This window comes from Enterococcus sp. DIV0755b, from assembly GCF_051713765.1.
GTDB classification, from domain to species: domain Bacteria; phylum Bacillota; class Bacilli; order Lactobacillales; family Enterococcaceae; genus Enterococcus_C; species Enterococcus_C canintestini.
Genome location: NZ_JBIOQN010000001.1, coordinates 2109588 through 2128733, shown reverse-complemented (window position 1 = coordinate 2128733; position 19146 = coordinate 2109588). Strand labels below are relative to the sequence as shown.

Genomic DNA, 19146 nt, shown 5'->3' with positions numbered 1-19146 from the left:
TGAAGAAGCCTGCTTCTTCAACTTTTTATTATCTAGGAGGAAAAGAGATGAAAATTACTAAAAAGGTTTTTAAAGAAGAAATGATCCAACGGTTAAAAGAAAAATATGCGATGGACATTAATGATGCTACACCGCAGGAACTTTTTCACGTATTAGGTAGCGTGGTTAAAGCTTATTACGCTGATGACTGGGTGCAAACGTGGAAAGACTATCTCACAGAAGAAACAAAGCAAGTTTATTATTTTTCAATTGAGTTTTTACCAGGAAAAATGCTTAAAAGTAATTTGTTAAACTTAGGCATTTTAGATACCGTTCGGGATGGTTTAACCGAGTTGGGCTTTTCTTTAGATGCAATTGTTGAACAAGAAAAAGATATGGCATTAGGAAATGGTGGGCTAGGTCGATTAGCTTCTTGCTTTATGGATTCGATTGCTTCTTGTGGCTTACCGGGAAATGGGAATGGTATCCGTTATGATTATGGTTTATTTAAACAACGTTTTGTTGATGGTTATCAAGTAGAATTGCCTGATGAATGGTTAAACAATGGTAACGTTTGGGAAGTCCGTAAAGAAAGTAAGGCAGTGGATGTGCGTTTTGGCGGTAACGTATATATGTTACCTCTAGCAGACGGGCGCTTAAAGCCAGTTTATGAAAATAGTCGTTTAATTAAAGCTGTGCCTTATGATACCGCAATGGTAGGCTATCAAAATGACGTAGTAAATACGTTAAGACTATGGTCAGTAGAAATTCCCGTTTCAGAAGAAAACCGCTACCGCAGTTTAGAAGAGCGGCGGGAATTAGAAGATTTAACAGCGGTGTTATATCCAGATGATTCCAATGAAAGAGGAAGAAGAACGCGATTATTGCAAGAATACTTCTTTGTTTCGGCTGGAGTCCAAAGTATTGTCCGCTACTTTAAAAAATTGAATAAGCCATTAACGACCATGAGTCAATATATTGCCATTCATATTAACGATACACATCCAGCATTATGCATACCTGAAATGATGCGTATTTTGTTGGATGAATGTGATTTAACTTGGGAGCAAGCTTGGGAAGTAACAGTGAAGGTAATGAGTTATACTAATCACACGATTATGGCGGAAGCTTTAGAAAAATGGCCGATTGAATTGATGCAAGAAATGTTACCGCGCATGTATCAGATTATTGAAGAAATCAATCGCCGCTTTGTAAATCAATATAGTCAGTATTATGATATCGAATTAATTGAACGGACTAGCATTATTCAAAATGGACAAGTTCATATGGCTAATCTATCGATTATTGGTAGTCACAGTACCAATGGTGTTGCCAAATTGCATACGGATCTATTAAAAAATGTTGTATTGCATGATTTTTATACAATCTTCCCAGACCGCTTTAATAATAAAACTAATGGGATTGCCCAAAGACGCTGGCTGCAACTGTCAAATGAACCATTGGCTAATCTTTTAGATCAAACAATTAAGACTTCTTGGCGGAAAAAAAGTAATGACTTGCATTTACTACAAAATTATGTGGAAGATGATGCTATTTTAACTGCTTTAGCCAAAGCAAAAAAAGAAAATAAAGTAGCATTAGCACAATATATTGAAGAAACAACCGGAATTGCAGTTTCAGCTGATGCAATTTTTGATGTGCAAATCAAACGACTACACGCATATAAACGTCAATTATTAAATCTCTTACACATCTTAAAATTATATTTTGCGATTAAAGATAACCCTGATTTTCAAATGGTGCCACGGGTTTTCATTTTTGGAGCTAAAGCAGCGCCAAGTTATACGTATGCAAAGGCAATTATTAAAGCAATTAATGAAACTGCCCAATTAATTAATCACGATCCAGATGTAAAAGATCGCATCAAAATTGTCTTTTTAGAAAATTACAATGTAACTTTAGCAGAACGAATTATTCCAGCAGCAGATGTCAGTGAACAGATTTCACTAGCCTCAAAAGAAGCTTCTGGTACTAGCAATATGAAACTGATGTTAAATGGTGCGATTACACTTGCTACTTTAGATGGTGCTAACATTGAAATTCGCGACGCTGTGGGTAAAGAGAATATTGTTATTTTCGGTTTAACAGAAGAAGAAGTATACGGCTATTATCAATCGCAAAATTACAATGCCATGGACATTTATGAAAATTCACCTACACTACAACGAGTTTTAACTGCCTTTATTGATGGCACCATTCCTAATATTCACTTTGAAGGCCAAGAAATATTTGATTCTTTAATCAAATATAATGATGAATTTTTCGTCTTAAAAGACTTTGATTCTTATTGTGCTGCTCAAAAACAAATTGAAGAACTATATGGTGATAAAAGACGTTGGCAACAGATGAGTTTAATTAACATTGCAAATGCGGGCCAATTTTCTGCTGATCATACTGTTGCGCGTTATGCAGAAGATATCTGGCAAATAGAACCAGTCTTTGCCCATAAAGAGTTAATGAGGTAAGGTTTATGACAGCGGTATATTTTAATTCATGGTTAGAAGAGTATAAGAAACCATTTGGAGCGGTTTTGGAAAATGAGTTTGTCTCCTTTAAAATTAGTGTCGAAGATGATTTTGTTACAGGTGTTACGTTAGTCATCGCAAAAGATGGTAATAAACCTCACACCATTGCCATGGAAAGCTATGGCACGCAGCAGTATCACTTTGATTATTTTTTCAATGAAGGCAAAGGCGTTTATTTTTATTATTTTGAAGTTCATTATTTGGACGCTAATCGCGCTGAGCACACTCGCTATTATGGCGCAATTGAAGGTGGGGGAGCTGGGCATTTAGTCGATCATTTTGATGAAATTAAAAGGTATCAAGTTACCTGCTACAAAAAAGCTGAAGTGACACCTAAATGGTATCGTGAAGGCGTTTTTTATCAAATTTTTCCTGATCGTTTTTATAATGGCAATAAACACGGGTTAGTGAATCATCCCAAACCAAATACTTTTATTTATGGGAATCATCATGATGAACCAATGTATATTAAAGATGAGAATGGCGATATTAGTCGCTGGGACTTTTTTGGTGGTAATTTTAAAGGCATTAAAGAAAAAATCCCGTATTTAAAAGAGTTAGGAATCACTGGAATTTATTTGAATCCCATTTTTGAAGCGCGCAGTAATCATCGGTATGATACCAGTGACTATTTAGCCATCGACCCAATTTTAGGCACTGAAGCAGAGTTTTTAGAGTTATTGTCTGAACTACATGAAAATAATATTCATGTGATTTTAGATGGTGTTTTTAGTCATGTTGGTCGCAATAGTATCTACTTTAATTATGATGGCGCTTATGGACAAACAAAAGGTGCTTATCGGAACATCCATAGTCGCTATTATCCTTGGTTTAATTTTAATCGTTATCCTGATGATTACCGCTCTTGGTGGGGAGTAAAGGATTTGCCAGAGATTAATAAAGACAACCCAGAATTTCAGCAGTTCATTTATGGCGATAACAGTGTGTTGGCAAAGTGGAATCAGTTTGGCGTTGACGGTTGGCGTTTAGATGTAGCTGACGAACTGCCGGATGAATTTATTGCGGGAATCCGGCATAATCTCGATCAATTTGAAGAAAAAGTATTACTAGGCGAAGTGTGGGAAGATGCTTCAAATAAAATTTCTTATGGTAAAAGGCGCCAATATATTTTAGGTAATCATCTGCACGGTGTGATGAATTATCCGTTGCGCGAACAAGCGCTAGCATTTTTAACAGCAGGCTGTGCACCAGAGACGATTGCGAAACATTTTACTACCTTACAAGAAAACTATCCTCGTGATGTTTTTTACAATAGTTTTAATAACATTGGAACCCATGACACCGAACGAATTTTAACCCAATTAGATGGTGATACTCGTAAATTATCTTTAGCTTTTGGCTTGTTACATCTTTTTCCAGGAGTTCCTTGTGTTTATTATGGAGATGAAGCGGGCTTAACGGGCGGAAAAGATCCTGAAAATCGGAAGTTTTTCCCCTGGGATAACATCGATTTGAAATGTTATGAAGCCTGTCAAAGTTGGATTGCTTTACGTAAAGACAATCCTGTTATTCATCAAGGGGAATTTTTACTTTTATACACAAAGCGATTGTTGGGCGTTTTGCGTTATGATAGTGAAGATTTTGTTTTGGTCTTTTTTAATCCTAGCAACGGGATGCAAGCTATTGATGTAGCAGAAATTCAAACTTTACGTCCCTTGCCTATTACAAAAGAACGATTAAAAGTAATCATCGGAGAAAATCAGACGATTCAAGAGGCGGACACTTGTGTCTTTAGCGGGAAATTATTTGCTTAAGTTGGAATTTTAAAATTCCACTTAGCTGGGGTAAATTTTCAATAGATTTATTTGCTTTATGGTATGATAAAACAAAGTAGATAAAGGATGAAGTTATAATGGGAAAATATACCGATATAAAGCGGAAACATTACCGCTTTCCAGTTTACGATGACAATGAAGATGTTAAAATTCAAAAAGAAAAACGCAATCTTTTTGCCAAAGATCGTAGTTGGCTTTTAACTGATGAAACAGAACATAATGGAACTTCTTTTTACACGCCACCGAAAAAAAGTGTACTAAAAAGTGATCAATTAAAGGAAGAACGGGCTTTGCGCCGCTCCCGGAAAGCAACTGCCGCCAAACAAGGTCATACCTTAGCCCAAGAAGAAGAACTAAAGAAGCATCGGGCCAATTTACCAGATTACAGTAAAAAAATTAAGCCCGAAACAGATTTAGCTGGACGAACTTCTCTTTTTGGCAAAGAGTACAAACGGTCAACATATAAAGTGAAAAATGACACTTCAACACCAGAAAAGAGTACGGTGAAACGCTATAGTGGTGGGCGCTCTTATTTTGTACCTAAATATATTCCGGCTTCTTTAATTTCAGATGAAAAAAAAGAGACAGTTAATGAAACAGAATTGTTGGCCTCTTTATCCAAAAATAAAGATCAATATTTATTGTTTGATCATGAACCAGCCGCGTTTCAAGAAAAAAGAGCCGATGACCCTACGGTAGAAAAGTTTTATCATGATGAAGACTTAAAAATAGAGGAAGCCACCTCAAATTTAGAAGCAAAACAAGGAAAAAAAGGTAAAGTGTTGGAACGTGATTTAAAAGGTCTCATTGAAGACGGTCAATCTGAAGGGCGTCGTTCGAGTTATTTTGAAGAATAAGAGGGTAGCAGTAAATGGAAACATATGATGTACAATTAGAAAAGTTGAAAAATGGTGAAATCAAAAAAATTGAAGTCAGCCGCGAAAACTTCTTTTTATTTCGCAATGCGTGGGTTAACCGAGCTGATAAAAAATATTTTGTTGGTGAAGCTCATCATAATGGTGATATCACCTATCATTATGATCCAACTGTTTTATAAGTAAACAAAATTAGACTATAAAATAATCAGTCCCAATAAAAACCTCTCTGAGATGATAAATAATCATTTCAGAGAGGTTTTTGGGTAAAAAAGTTTAATGCTATCGTAAACTGAGTAATAGAATAAAAAATAGTCCTTGGTGACAATTACACTAAAGACTAAAGCTGTTATTATATAATTAGTAACTTACAAAGAACTTCATCAATCATGTTAATAGAAATACAATCATTTGAGTGTAAATGACCTTGAAATTGACCTTGAAGAAATAGCATTCCGTAAAAACATTATCATAAGAGCTGATCTGACGGTGTTTTAACATTCTGTAAAAACCTAAAAAAACGCGTAATGCAGAAGACGGGACTCGAACCCGCACGAGCTTACGCTCACAAGACCCTCAATCTTGCTTGTCTGCCAATTCCAACACTTCTGCGAGACAACAACTTATGATACCTTAGAAAAAAATCCTTTGTCAAGATGAAGACAAGAAATGTGAGGAGACAATGAAAAAATCAGATGGTACTTATCTTTTCCCAACTATTTTATTAGGACTTCTTATTGGTTTAATTTGTGACAACGTGTTAGCTGGTATTTTCTTAGGGATAGTAGCGAGTATTTTCATTGATATCGTCATTAATTTTTATCGGCAAAAAAATTAAAAGTTTTACGAAAAATCATAGGAAAGATTGCTTTTTAAAGGATAAAAAAGTAAAGTAATTACAACAATCCATTAAAAAAGGGGCGATGTTATGAAACACTTTGAGAAATCAAATAAATTAGAAGGTGTTAGCTATGATGTGCGTGGGCCGGTGTTAGAAGAAGCCGAACGTATGCAAGAAGAAGGAGTTAGCATTTTAAAATTAAACACTGGCAATCCCGCACCCTTTGGCTTTGAAGCCCCCGATGAAATCGTCAGAGACTTAATTATGAACGTTCGTTCTTCAGAGGGCTATTCTGATTCCAAAGGTATCTTTTCGGCTCGAAAAGCAATCGAGCAGTACTGTCAGTTAAAAGGCTTTCCCAATGTAACGATTAATGATATTTATACTGGTAATGGTGTTAGTGAATTGATTACTATGTGTATGCAAGGTTTATGTAACGATGGGGATGAAGTCTTGGTTCCTTCACCAGACTACCCATTGTGGACTGCCTCTGTTTCTTTAGCTGGCGGCAAACCGGTTCATTATATTTGTGATGAAGAAAGTGAATGGTATCCTGATTTAACTGATATGCGGGCTAAAATTACGAGCAAAACAAAAGCCATTGTCGTAATTAATCCGAATAATCCAACCGGCGCACTTTATCCTAAGGAAATCTTAGAAGGAATTGTTGAATTAGCGCGGGAGTTTGATTTAATTATTTTTTCTGATGAAATTTATGACCGTTTGGTGATGGATGGCTTAACCCATATTCCGATTGCGACATTAGCACCTGATCGTTTTGTTGTCACATTAAATGGGCTATCAAAATCGCATCGTGTAGCGGGCTTTCGGGTCGGCTGGATGGTATTGAGCGGTGATAAAAAAGGCGTTAAAGACTACATCGAAGGGTTAAATATGTTATCTTCGATGCGTTTGTGTTCAAATGTATTATCCCAACAAATCATTCAAACCGCTTTAGGTGGTTACCAAAGCAGTGATGAACTTTTATTACCTGGTGGTCGAATTTATGAACAACGAGAATATATTTACAATGCGTTAAATGATATTCCTGGACTTTCCGCTGTAAAACCGAAAGCTGCTTTTTACATTTTCCCTAAAATTGATAGCAAGCGGTTTAATATCACCAATGATGAACAGTTCGTTTTAGACTTTTTACATGAGCATAAAATATTACTCGTTCACGGTGGTGGATTTAACTGGCAAAAACCAGATCATTTCCGTATTGTTTATTTACCGAAAATGGATGATTTAAAATTTACGGCTGAAAAATTACGAGAATTTTTGGCCACTTATCAGCAAAAATAAAAATCGTGGTAATTTAATAGAGAAAGAGGTGTGATAAGACTTTTGTCGCACTTTCTTCTCTATTTTTTTAGCTATCTTTTAATAATTGGATTTTAGTAAAGTAATCTCAGCCTATCTTTTAGTTCGAAAAGTTAGGCTGAAGTTGCGGATTATGTAGGGAAAAAAGAAAGAATTCTTTTATAGAAGCTAGTGAAGTGAAAGTGTTAAGTATATAGTAATGGGGGTACTTTTTAAAACCATTTTAAACCCATTCACAGACTTTTTTACTGATGATAATTCGTTTTGCGTATTTTGTAATTAACTCTTTATTAGGATTTGTCACATTGATCAGAAATGAATTTTGATATTCTTTTTCAACCCAGACGTAAAACTGTTTATTTTGCCATTTAAAAATTATATTTGAAGCTTGTTCCATCTCAATTTCCTCCTGATTTTTTTCAATTATTGAGAAAAAGTTGTTCTTTTTCGGTCATACCTTTTGAGGTATTATGTGATAAAATTAACAAAAAGGGTAATGCTAATTCACATAATTGGAGGCATTAAAATGAAAAAGGAAACTGTTTCGTTTGGTCATGTGTTAAAACAAATTCGTAAAGAGCGCAAATTAACACAAAAAATGTTATCACAAAATATTTGCTCTCAAAGCGTTTTAAGTCGAATTGAAAATGATGAGGAGTTACCAAATGTCTTGGTAATGCAGAATCTGTGTGAGCGTCTAGGCGTGACAATTGATCAGGTCATGACGTTACATTCTGAAGAAATTCAAAAGGTAAACCAATTACTCAATCAAATGGCATATCATTTTTTTCATAAAGAATACACGGAGCTCGCTGACTTATTAAAGCAGCCCGCTATCTTGGATCAGTTGTATTTAGACACAGATTTACAATTGTATTATTACTATTTGGGTAGCTGTGAATATTTTTTAGGGCGTGATCTAGAATTAGCACTTCAGCATTTAAAACAAGGGCTTTCTTATACCTTTCAAGCAGATAAACACTATATTTCTTCTAATGAAATCCAATTGATTTCTTGTATTGGTCGAGTTCAGACTGACTTAGGTCAAAAAAAAGAAGGGGAGGATAACCTTGCTTATAGTATGGAACTGTTTGAGACATTGCCAAAAGAGCGGATTGATTGTCGCCTAGCAAAAGTTTTTTATAATTTCAGCTTATTTTTATATCAAGAGAAGCGTTACGAAGAAGCTCTTGCGGTGGTGAAAAGCGGTGCTGAAATGGTCCGAAAACAAAAAAGTTATTATTATTTAGAAGAACTCTTTCAGCTTAAAGGTTTGATTTACAAAGCACTAGGAAAAAAAGAGCATGGTGAGAAATATTTTAAAATATCAAACTCTGTCCAACGTATTACAAATCTCTAAAATGGTTTAGACCTTTCTTGACTTCTACGAAAAGAAGGAGTAATTTTAAGTTAGTAAATCAAAGGAGCGATTTAAATGCGAACATTTATTTATGCTGACAAATTTTTCTTAAACTCTGATACTAAACCTGCTGGCTATTTAGAAATTATTAACGACAAATTTGGTAATTATTATACTGAATTACCAGAAAAAGATGCTAATGTAGTGGATCATAGTGGGCAATGGATTGCTCCAGGTCTTGTAGATACACATATTCATGGCTATAAAAATCAAGACGTTATGGACAATAACGCTGAAGGTCTAAAAATTATGTCTGAAGGATTGTTGGAATGTGGAGTAACTTCTTATCTACCAACAACATTAACTTCAACTAAAGAATTATTAAAAGATGTTGCCAAAACAATTGGTGACACCTATCAAGAAGTTAAAGGAGCTAAAATCCAAGGTATTTATTTTGAAGGACCTTTCTTTACCGAAGAACATAAAGGTGCTCAAAATCCTTCTTATTTTGGTGATCCAGATATTGATACTTTCCACGAATGGCAAGAAGCTTCTGGTGGCTTGATTAAAAAGATTGCTTTAGCACCAGAACGAAAAGGGGTTAAAGAATTTGTTAATCAAGTAACCCAAGAAGGTGTTGTGGTAGCTTTAGGTCACAGTAATGCAACTTTAGAAGAAGCAACAGAAGCTGTAGAAGCTGGTGCTAGTGTGTTTGTACATGCTTATAACGGTATGCGCGGCTTAAACCATCGTGAACCAGGGATGGTCGGAGCACTACTTAGCTTACAACATGTATTTTCAGAATTAATTTGTGATGGACATCATGTTCATCCGCAAGCGGCAGAAATTTTAATGGAAAAAGCAGGTCATGATCATGTTGCTTTAATTACTGACTGTATGATGGCCGGTGGGATGCCTGATGGTGATTATGTATTAGGTGAATTTCCAGTGGTTGTAAAAGATGGTACTGCTCGCATGAAAGAAGGCAATTTAGCTGGTAGTATTTTAAAACTAAAAGAAGCAATTAAAAACGTTGTGGACTGGGAAATTGCAACCCCTGAAGAAGCAATCATGATGGCGACTTGGGTTCCAGCTGTCAGCTGTAAAATTGATGATAAATGTGGCTTAATTCGAAATGGTCGCGATGCTGACTTTATCGTCTTAAATCCTGATATGACCTTAGCGGCTACTTATTTAGATGGTGAAAAACGCTACGAAGCATAAAATTTTATTTATAAATTTTGACGACAGACAAATTAGTCTGTCGTTTTTTTTTTTTTTTTTTGATGGAAAATAATCTGATTTTCATAGATTGTACCTTTATATAGTGGTATGTTTGTTTAGCTTTTCTTTTGATCTAGCACACAAACGAACTCTCTACGGCAATAAGCTGAAATTTGAAGAAATTTGGAAAGCAATTTATTAAAATTCCATCTTATTACTTGAGAGTTTCCCACGTTTGTTTTGCTTTTCTTATTGCTCGTGCGTTATTTTTCGAAAAAAGAGTTTTTTGGCGGTAGAATTTTTGTTAAAAAAATATCTTATGTTAAACTTAATTTAACGAGAATTTATTTAAGGGAGCTAATTTTTATGAGTTATATTGAAGTATTTAATGAGGTGAAAAAGTATCAAATGGGAGATACTGAAATCATTGCCAATGACAAGATTACCTTCAGTGTTGAAAAAGGAGAGGTTGCTGTTATTTTAGGACCCAGTGGCGCGGGGAAATCGACAGTTTTAAACATTTTAGGTGGTATGGATACGTGCGATAGTGGCCAAGTGACAGTGGATGGGGTAGATATCGCTCGTTTTAATAACAAACAATTAACCGGTTATCGGCGCAATGATGTCGGCTTTGTCTTTCAATTTTATAACTTAGTTCCTAATTTAACGGCAAAAGAAAATGTTGAGTTGGCTGCTCAAATTGTACCAGATGCCATGGATGCTGAAGAAGTGTTGTTACAGGTTGGTCTAGGAAAACGAATGAACAATTTTCCCTCCCAATTATCAGGTGGTGAACAACAACGGGTAACAATTGCCCGTGCATTGGCAAAAAAGCCTAAAATTTTACTTTGTGATGAGCCAACGGGAGCATTGGATTATGAAACGGGAAAACAGATTTTAGAAATTTTAAAAGAGACTGCGACAAAATTTGGTACAACTGTCATTATTATTACCCATAATTCCGCGATTGCGCCAATGGCTGACCGAGTAATTAAAATAAACGATGCCAAGGTTAGAAGCATCACTTTAAATGAAAATCCACTTGCTGTTGAAGAGATTGCGTGGTGATGAAGCAGTGAAAAAGGCATTATTAAAAACCAGTATTCGCGAAATTCGTAATTCTCCGGCCCGCTTTTTGTCGATTTTAGGCATTATCTTTTTGGGAACCGCTTTTTTTGTCGGCATTGGGGCAACTGGACCGGATATGGTTACTTCAGGTGATGACTACTATGATCGCCAACAACTAGCTGACGCGACAATTGTTTCAACATTAGGTTTATCAAACACTGATTTAGCATTAATAAATGAAGATAATCAAGTTGCACAAGCACAAGCAGAGTACTTACTTGACTTAAATTTGAGTGATAAAAACCAAGTATTGCGCTTTTTTGGTTATAATAGTGACCAAAAATTAAATCATTATCAGATAGTAAAAGGTCGTCTACCCGAAAAAAGTGGGGAAATTGCCCTTGATAGTTTAGCTGATTACAACAAAGATTATCGCATTGGAGATAAATTCACAGTAGCAGTTGATGATGATAAAAAGCAACAGCTAAAAAAACGCGAATTTAAAGTAGTCGGTTTTGTGAACAGCCCAGAATATATTGAAAATATTAAAAGGGGCAATACAAATGTTGGCAGCGGGACCATTGATTATTTTGCCGTTATTAATGAAGCTGATTTAAATTTGTCTGCCTATAGCCGTATTTTAGTGCAATTTAAAGATACTAAAGGGCAGACGGCTTATTCTGATGCGTATGAAAAGTCAACAGACAAAGGAATGAAAAGTTTACGGGCAAAACTAGCAAATCGTCCGCAGTTGCGATTACAAGAAGTAAAAGAAGAAGCACAAACACAGCTAAAAAAAGTTCAAAATGAAATCGCAAGTGGTGAAAAAAGTTTAGACGACGGGGAAGCAAAGTTAGAAAAAGCGCAAGCTGAAATTAAAGCTGCCAAGGATAAATTAGCAGCTCAAAAAGAAGCGAGCCAAACAGAAGCGCAAACAAAACAAACAGCTTTAACACAACAAGAAGAAGAGTTAAAACAAGCGGAAATCACCTACAATGAACAAGTAGAAAAATTAACAAACCAACAAGCAGAAGTGGCAGATCAACGAAAAGCTGCTATGGCACCTACTAATAACCAAACGAAAGAAAAAATTCAGCAAACAGAAGAAAAAATTGCCAGTGGAAATAATTTACAAAAGCAATTTGAAGCATTAATGGTTGATGAAGAGGAGCTTGGGGGACTTATCGACGAACAAAAAAATACGTTGATACAGTTAGCCGAAAAAGTCGGCGATGACGCGCTTATTAATACTGTGAAAAACTGGGATGAAGAAAATACTACCAGTGAAGAAGTGGCTGTTGCAGTAAAAGATTTGACTCATGAATTGAGTGATTTAAAGACGCAATTAGAGCAATTAAAACAAAGTGAAGCTGCGACAGATCTTGATCTAAGTGAAATTGAAGCAAAAGAACGCACTTTACAAACAACAGCGACACAACTAGCCCAAACAAAAGAAACTCTTGATCAAAGGGCTGCTGAATTACAAACAGCTAAAGAGGAATTAACCAAAGCGAGTGAGAAAGCTGCAACGGCATTAAAAGAAGCAGAAACAAAAATTAATGCTAGTGAAGAAGAATATAAAACACAGTTGGCTGCATTTCAAGAGCAAACTAGTGCAAATATGCCGAAACTTTTAGATGCGGAATTACAATTGAAAAATGAACAAAAGCGTTTAGCAGCGTTAAAACCAGCAGAATATATTTTTAGTAATCGTGATGATAATCCAGGTTATACCGAATATAAGCAAAATGCTGATCGTATTACGTCACTAGCCACTGTTTTTCCACTGATTTTTTATTTAATTGCAGCTTTAGTTAGTCTAACTACTATGACGCGAATGGTTGAGGAAAAAAGAGGAGAAATTGGTACTTTTAAAGCACTAGGATATCGTAACCATGAAATTGCGCTAAAATTCTTTATTTATGCTTTATTGGCGGGAATTATTGGTTCGCTATTAGGATTAGTGGTTGGTTTTAAACTATTTCCTAGCATTATCATTAAAGCCTATGGACAACTTTATAATTTACCTTCCTTTGTGACACCGTGGTATTTAAATTATACAATCATTGGAATTGTGGTCGGCTTAATTTGTACGGTAGGTGTGGCGATGTTGACGGTGCGCTTTGATTTAATTGCACCACCAGCGACATTACTGCGTCCTAAAGCACCTAAGGCTGGGAAGCGGGTATGGTTAGAAAATATTAAACCGCTTTGGCGGCGGCTTAATTTTAATCAAAAGGTAACTTTGCGTAATTTATTCCGTTATAAATTGCGAATGTTAATGACAGTAGTGGGAATTGCAGGTTGTACAGCGATGATTGTAACCGGTTTTGGTTTGCGGGATTCGATTACAGATATTATTCCTTTACAATTTGAAAAGTTATGGCACTATCAAGCGGTCGTTTCTTTTAGTGACGAAGATCAAAATGCGCAAGCACGTTATGAAAAAGAAGTAAAACAGTTAAATCGATACAAAGCTAATATGCCAATTGCAACGGAAACATTAACACTTTCCGGTCACGGCAAAACACCACAAGATGTTAGCGTCTATGTGCCAAAAGATCCTAAAGATTTGGCTGAATTTGTTTTATTAAATAATCGCCAAAGTAAACGGGAATATTCTTTGCAAAATAATGGTGCGGTTATTAATGAAAAATTAGCCCAGCTTTTTGATGTGAAAATTGGCGACACAATTAATTTAAAAGATAATGACAAACAAACTTATCCAGTCAAAGTTACCGGCATCGCAGAAAATTATACTGGTCATTTTGCTTACTTGACACCTGATTATTATGAACAAGTTTTCCAAAAAGCACCAAGTTATAATGCAGCTTTTTTACTCTTTAAAAAAGATTTGAGTAGTAGTCAGGAAAAAGATGTCGCAGAAAAATTGATGGAAAATACTGGGATTGTCAATGTCAGCTTTTTATCTGATTCTTTAAATGCCTTAGATGATACCACGCAAGCTTTGACAATTGTCGTGTGGGTCTTGATCATCTCTGCTGGTTTATTAGCCTTTATTGTGTTGTATAATTTAAACAACATCAATATCTCAGAACGTATTCGTGAATTATCTACCATTAAAGTTTTAGGTTTTTATGATAATGAATTAACGATGTATATTTATCGCGAAAATATTATTTTAACGATCCTAGGAATTTTAGCTGGTCTTTTATTAGGTAAAATTGAACACGATTTTGTATTAAAAACAGTCGAATTGGATATGGTGATGTTTTCTCCTACGATTCAACCATTGAGTTATTTGTATGCAAGTCTCATTACAATTTTCTTTTCGATTATTGTGGGCATTTTTGTTTATTTTAAACTAAAAAATGTCGATATGATTGAAGCGTTAAAGTCAAATGAATAATGGGTAAGGTCAAACCACTAGTGTAATTGAAAAATAAAAGACTAGTGGTTTGATTTTTTTTGTTCTATTTGTATCCGTTTTCGTTTTGTCTTCAGAAGGGGTTTTGTTACAATTAAAGTAACGATAAAACAAAGGAGGTTTAAGATGTCACTAGTAGAAGCGGGGATGATTACACTTGTATCCATGTTGTTTGTTTTTTTTATCTTGGCAGCGTTATGGGGAGCGTTACTGCTATTTAAAAAAATTTTTAAGGAGATGAAAGATGACTGAGATTATTCAAAACATGTTAGAAACATCTGGTTTTGCCGGCATGACAGGTAAACATTTCATTATGATTATAATTGCGATTATCTTTTTATATTTAGCCATTTTTAAAGAATATGAACCGTATTTATTGTTGCCGATTTCTTTTGGAATTTTGTTAGTAAATTTGCCTTTAACTGGTATTTTTGCTAGTCCGACAGCAGCAGAACCAGGTGGTCTTTTATATTACCTCTATCAAGGAACTAATTTGGGAATTTATCCACCGTTAATCTTTTTATGTTTAGGTGCCTCAACGGATTTTGGCCCTTTAATTGCAAATCCTAAAACGTTACTTTTAGGCGCAGCCGCTCAATTTGGCATTTTCGCAGCTTTTTTCGGTGCAATTCTTTTAGGCATGACCGGTCCAGAAGCAGCGGCAACTGGAATTATCGGTGGGGCAGATGGTCCGACGGCTATTTATCTAACTACTAGATTGGCACCACATTTGTTATCAGTAATTGCGATTGCTGCGTATTCCTATATGGCGTTAGTGCCTCTTATTCAACCGCCGATTATTAATGCATTAACTACTGAAAAAGAGCGTAAAATTAAAATGCAGATGCAGCGAACAGTCACCAAAAAAGAACGTATTGTTTTTCCGATTTTTACGACGATTTTTGTTGCATTAGTAGTACCAGCGGCGACCACTTTAATTGGTTGTTTAATGTTAGGGAATTTGATTCGTGAATCACAAGTAGTACCAAAATTAACGGAAACGTTGCAAAATGCAATGATGTATATTATTACCATTTTACTGGGACTGACAGTTGGAGCAAAAGCAGAAGCCGATATTTTTTTATCGGTGGAAACAATAAAAATTATTGTTTTAGGTTTATTTGCTTTTTCGATCGGCACAGCAGCTGGAGTTTTATTTGGGAAGTTAATGTGTAAATTAACTAAAGGACAAGTAAACCCGATGATTGGTGCGGCTGGGGTATCAGCTGTACCGATGGCAGCCCGAGTTGTTCATAAAGAAGGGTTAAAAAATGATCCAACAAACTATTTGCTTATGCATGCGATGGGACCAAATGTAGCTGGAATCATTGGTTCTGCTGTTGCAGCGGGGACGTTACTAGCCTATTTTGGTTAATAAAAAAGGAGACGACCATTAATGGCCATCTCCTTTTTTATCTTTCCGTTTAATTTCAGCTTGGACTTCTGCTAGCATAAAATGTAGTTTTTCTTCTTTTTGTTTTAGTTCAACGAGATCTTCAGCGATTTCTTTTTCTTTTTCATTCGTGGGAGGTCGTAGGATAAAGTTAATGGCAAGCGCAATAAAAGTCCCAATAAAAGTATCCAAAACCCGATCGATGGCAAAATAAACAGATTGACTTTCCGTCACACTTAACGTGATTAAGAGCATCGTGGCAATAGCTGAAATAATTCCTGAGTTATTGTTGATGCCATCAGAAATAATGATTACTAATGCTACAAAAATCGGTAAAGCAATCAGTTCTACGAGGAAATCGTGGTGGAAATATTGCTTGATAAAAAAGTATAAAATCGCAGCGAAACCACCAATCGAATTACCTAAAACACGCGATTTACCAAAAGATACAGTGGTCGTTAAGTCTTGGCGCAGTGCAAAAACTGCTGCTAATGCTGCAATCAACGGCTGTCCACGATTAATAAAATGAAAAAGGAAAATACAAATCATAACAGCTAATGCTGTCTTCATCGTTCGCATTCCGATCCGAAAACGTCCTAAGTGCATCTTTTTGCTCCTATTCTAATTTTTTCACCGTAGCAGGTATTTTACTCTCTATTAATATGATAACTAAAATCTTTTAATATTGCCAGTTCGCTGTCAAATCAGTAAACTAAAACTAAAGGAGGTACTTATGAAAATTGGATTACGTACGATTAAAACGGTATTAGCTGCTAGTCTGGCAATGTTTTTTGCGCAATCATTAAATTTACTATATGCTCCAGCAGCAGGGATTATTGCAGTTTTAAGTGTCGGTAACACTAAAAAGGCTACTTTACTAACAGCTTTTTATCGCGTTGTATCTTTAATTATCGCCACAATCATTTCATTTTTTTGTTTCAATTTGTTAGGGTTTAATCCGTTTGCTTTTGGTGTTTTTTTATTACTTTTTATTCCGGTATCAGTTTATTTTAGGTTAGAAGATGGCATTGTTGTCAACTCTGTTTTAGTTACTCATTATTTATCCGAAAATTCTTTTGCGTGGCAACTAATTACTAATGAATTTTTACTCATGAGTTTAGGTGTTGGTTTAGCGCTCCTTGCTAATTTGTATATGCCAGATATTGGTAAGACATTAAAAGAAGAACAGGCAATTGTTGAGGTGATGTTTAAAAAGTTGTTGGGACAACTAGCTAATGGGCTAAACACTCCAAGTGCTGCGAGTAAGGCTCGTCAAACCTGTGCTGTCTTAGGTGATTATTTAGCACAAGCTCAAGTTAAAGCAAAACGTCATCAGCAAAATCGGTGGTTTCAAGAAGATTCTTCCTTTGCGACTTACTTTACCATGCGCCGTGGTCAGGTGTTGATTTTAAGAGATATGATTCAATTACTTGATCAAATTGAAGTAGAAGAAGAGTATTTAGCGGATATGCGCTATTTGTTACAAACGACAGCAAAAACATTTGGCTATGATAATGACGGACAAGAGCTATTGGCATTAATCAAAGCTATTAGTCAAAATTATGAAGCAAGCCCACTGCCTAAAAATCGCTCAGAGTTTGAAAATCGGGCCCGATTATTTCAATTTTTGCAGTTATTTACTAGTTTTATTGAAACAAAAGCTGAATTTAGTCGCAAATTAGAAAACTAAAAAGCAGTGAAACATTCGCAATTTGTTTCACTGCTTATGGTGACTTATTTTTAAATCAAGTTGGTATTTAAGCGTTTAAGCCCAATCCTTTTGCATTTGGTCCAAAATACGAATGACATCGTGGGTTAAAAAGAGCGACTTGTTAGGTTGGCCTTCAATTGTAGCTGTAAAATTATCAATTTCATATTGAAAAGCAACTTCACTTGCTCCGCTAATGATGGTCTCTTTGCTGCCATCAGTATAAGTTAAGGTTGCTTTTGCTGCCCGTGGATAATCGGGAATTTCTAGATAACCATTTTCAAAAGCGACAATGCCGACTTTGGGCATTTTAGCTTGAAAAGATAGACTGACAGTTGCTAATTCATTTTCTTGTGTGCGCAAAATAGTAACAGATTGCTCATCAACACCAGTTTCAAAAGGAACCATGGTCGAAGCGATTACTTTTGGTGCACTGGATAAAAAATAACGGGCAAAAGAAACTGCATAGGTCCCAATATCCAATAAAGCACCGCCGGCTAAATCAGGATTAAAGAAACGATTCTTAGGATCAGGCTCTTTATAGCTACCAAAAGGCGCTTGAATCATTTTTAATTTACCTAGTTTATTTTGATCAATTAAGCGGGTCAGCTCATCGTATAATGGCATATTAAAAATCGTCATAGCTTCTTGCAAGATTAAATTTTTTTCTGTCGCGATTTTCATGACATCTTCTAGCTCGGCTAAATTCATGGTGATGGCTTTTTCACATAAAACGTGTTTGCCGGCTAATAATGCTTTTTTAATATAGTTGTAATGGGCAGCATTAGGTACAGCGACATAAACAATATCTATATCACTTGTTAGCATCTCTTCATAAGTGCCATAACTAGCAGGAATTTCATAACGTTGGGCGAATTCAGCTGCTTTTTTTGTGGTACGTGAAGCAACGGCTGCTAAGCTACTTTGTTTTCCGTTAAAATTTGATGCAAATTCGTGGGCAATACCACCGGTTCCGGCAATACCCCATTTATAATTTTTCAATACTATCAGCTCCTTTAAATTTAGTTTAGCAATCTTTTAAAAAATAAGAAAGTTATGGGGATAAAACTATTATATCTAAAAAAATAAAGTAAAATAGACAAGAGGAGGATTTATTATGCACGAAGTTTATATTGCAATTTTACTACAAACAATTAAGGAACAATATACGTCTGAGACAACATTTTATCAAAATGTTTTAAATAGTGATGAAATCACTTGGGAAAAATGGAAAAGTGGTAATGGCACTTTGTTACCCGAACAAAATCAAAAAATTAAGAACTTATTTAGTGATTATGAGTGGATGCTGATGCAAAAAGTGTTGCGTCAAACGATTATCTTCCCAGAAAAAAGGACACAAGCTGTGAGTGAATATAGACGCTTAAAAACCAAAATTGCCCAAACGTGGTTGCAAAAACGCTTAGCCGACGTCGAAGTCATTCAACATACTGAAGACAATCGTAATCAGCAGTTACTTGATTTGCGTGTCTTTATTACGTATGATGAGTGGGGTTTTGATGATATTTTAAGTTTTCGTCTTCCAGCAAAAATTCAGCAACAACTACAGCAAGAAAAAGTTGGTCTGTTAGCATGGGTAAGTGAAAACTTAGAAGAAACCTACAATCAATAGTTATTAAAGGAGCGT

General features: G+C 35.5%; 17 protein-coding genes and 1 tRNA gene. 14 read left to right on the top strand and 4 right to left on the bottom strand.

What is annotated here, in order from left to right:
- Positions 1-47 precede the first annotated feature (47 nt).
- The 4 genes from IGI65_RS10165 to IGI65_RS10150 all read left to right on the top strand — a co-directional run bounded on the left by IGI65_RS10165 (position 48) and on the right by IGI65_RS10150 (position 5378).
- The gene (locus IGI65_RS10165) at positions 48-2465 is read left to right on the top strand and encodes a glycogen/starch/alpha-glucan phosphorylase (RefSeq protein ID WP_438774157.1); all 2418 of its coding nucleotides are present in this window, start codon (positions 48-50) and stop codon (positions 2463-2465) included.
- 5 nt (positions 2466-2470) lie between these two features.
- Positions 2471-4300, top strand: a complete 1830-nt coding sequence (locus IGI65_RS10160; RefSeq protein WP_438774156.1) for a glycoside hydrolase family 13 protein — start codon at positions 2471-2473, stop codon at positions 4298-4300.
- Positions 4301-4398: 98 nt separating this feature from the next.
- Positions 4399-5178 carry a hypothetical protein gene (locus IGI65_RS10155; RefSeq protein WP_438774155.1) on the top strand — a complete coding sequence of 260 codons (780 nt, stop codon included), beginning with the start codon at positions 4399-4401 and terminating at the stop codon, positions 5176-5178.
- A 14-nt stretch (positions 5179-5192) separates the two neighbouring features.
- Positions 5193-5378, top strand: coding sequence for a hypothetical protein (locus IGI65_RS10150; protein ID WP_071863796.1), 186 nt, complete (start codon positions 5193-5195; stop codon positions 5376-5378).
- 346 nt (positions 5379-5724) lie between these two features.
- Here IGI65_RS10150 and IGI65_RS10145 read toward each other — a convergent pair.
- A tRNA-Leu gene (locus IGI65_RS10145) sits at positions 5725-5808 on the bottom strand.
- A 70-nt stretch (positions 5809-5878) separates the two neighbouring features.
- On the opposite strand from IGI65_RS10145, the gene IGI65_RS10140 reads away from it, so the two are divergent.
- Together IGI65_RS10140 and IGI65_RS10135 are read left to right on the top strand one after the other, a co-directional pair.
- A complete protein-coding gene (locus IGI65_RS10140) occupies positions 5879-6034 on the top strand; it encodes a hypothetical protein (protein ID WP_169818337.1) in 156 nt (51 codons plus the stop codon).
- Between the two features lie 90 nt (positions 6035-6124).
- Positions 6125-7342: a pyridoxal phosphate-dependent aminotransferase gene (locus IGI65_RS10135; RefSeq protein WP_071863797.1), complete on the top strand. Its 1218-nt coding sequence runs from the start codon at positions 6125-6127 to the stop codon at positions 7340-7342.
- 241 nt (positions 7343-7583) lie between these two features.
- Here the strand turns inward: IGI65_RS10135 and IGI65_RS10130 are convergent, their stop codons facing one another.
- A complete protein-coding gene (locus tag IGI65_RS10130; protein ID WP_438774154.1) occupies positions 7584-7757 on the bottom strand; it encodes a DUF2187 domain-containing protein in 174 nt (57 codons plus the stop codon).
- A 129-nt stretch (positions 7758-7886) separates the two neighbouring features.
- Between IGI65_RS10130 and IGI65_RS10125 the strand changes: the two genes are divergently transcribed.
- From IGI65_RS10125 to IGI65_RS10100, 6 genes are all read left to right on the top strand, one after another.
- On the top strand, positions 7887-8720 hold the full coding sequence (locus IGI65_RS10125; RefSeq protein WP_071863799.1) for a helix-turn-helix domain-containing protein: 834 nt from the start codon (positions 7887-7889) through the stop codon (positions 8718-8720).
- A 75-nt stretch (positions 8721-8795) separates the two neighbouring features.
- On the top strand, positions 8796-9944 hold the full coding sequence (nagA, locus tag IGI65_RS10120; RefSeq protein WP_438774153.1) for an N-acetylglucosamine-6-phosphate deacetylase: 1149 nt from the start codon (positions 8796-8798) through the stop codon (positions 9942-9944).
- A 366-nt stretch (positions 9945-10310) separates the two neighbouring features.
- Complete coding sequence (locus tag IGI65_RS10115) at positions 10311-11012, top strand: ABC transporter ATP-binding protein (protein ID WP_071863801.1); 702 nt, start codon at positions 10311-10313, stop codon at positions 11010-11012.
- Complete coding sequence (locus tag IGI65_RS10110; protein WP_438774152.1) at positions 10975-14382, top strand: FtsX-like permease family protein; 3408 nt, start codon at positions 10975-10977, stop codon at positions 14380-14382. The genes IGI65_RS10115 and IGI65_RS10110 overlap by 38 nt, the downstream gene beginning before the upstream one ends.
- 144 nt (positions 14383-14526) lie before the next feature.
- Complete coding sequence (locus IGI65_RS10105) at positions 14527-14652, top strand: OadG family transporter subunit (RefSeq protein WP_438774151.1); 126 nt, start codon at positions 14527-14529, stop codon at positions 14650-14652.
- On the top strand, positions 14645-15775 hold the full coding sequence (locus IGI65_RS10100; protein ID WP_438774150.1) for a sodium ion-translocating decarboxylase subunit beta: 1131 nt from the start codon (positions 14645-14647) through the stop codon (positions 15773-15775). The genes IGI65_RS10105 and IGI65_RS10100 overlap by 8 nt, the downstream gene beginning before the upstream one ends.
- Before the next feature lie 18 nt (positions 15776-15793).
- On the opposite strand, the gene IGI65_RS10095 is transcribed toward IGI65_RS10100, so the two are convergent.
- Positions 15794-16399, bottom strand: a complete 606-nt coding sequence (locus IGI65_RS10095; RefSeq protein ID WP_438774149.1) for an FUSC family protein — start codon at positions 16397-16399, stop codon at positions 15794-15796.
- A gap of 127 nt (positions 16400-16526) precedes the next feature.
- Here IGI65_RS10095 and IGI65_RS10090 point away from each other — a divergent pair, with 127 nt between their 5' ends.
- A complete protein-coding gene (locus IGI65_RS10090; RefSeq protein ID WP_071863806.1) occupies positions 16527-17483 on the top strand; it encodes an aromatic acid exporter family protein in 957 nt (318 codons plus the stop codon).
- A gap of 75 nt (positions 17484-17558) precedes the next feature.
- On the opposite strand, the gene IGI65_RS10085 is transcribed toward IGI65_RS10090, so the two are convergent.
- Positions 17559-18503 carry a Gfo/Idh/MocA family protein gene (locus tag IGI65_RS10085; RefSeq protein WP_438774148.1) on the bottom strand — a complete coding sequence of 315 codons (945 nt, stop codon included), beginning with the start codon at positions 18501-18503 and terminating at the stop codon, positions 17559-17561.
- 115 nt (positions 18504-18618) lie between these two features.
- Here IGI65_RS10085 and IGI65_RS10080 point away from each other — a divergent pair, with 115 nt between their 5' ends.
- Complete coding sequence (locus IGI65_RS10080) at positions 18619-19131, top strand: hypothetical protein (RefSeq protein ID WP_095005805.1); 513 nt, start codon at positions 18619-18621, stop codon at positions 19129-19131.
- Positions 19132-19146 lie beyond the last annotated feature (15 nt).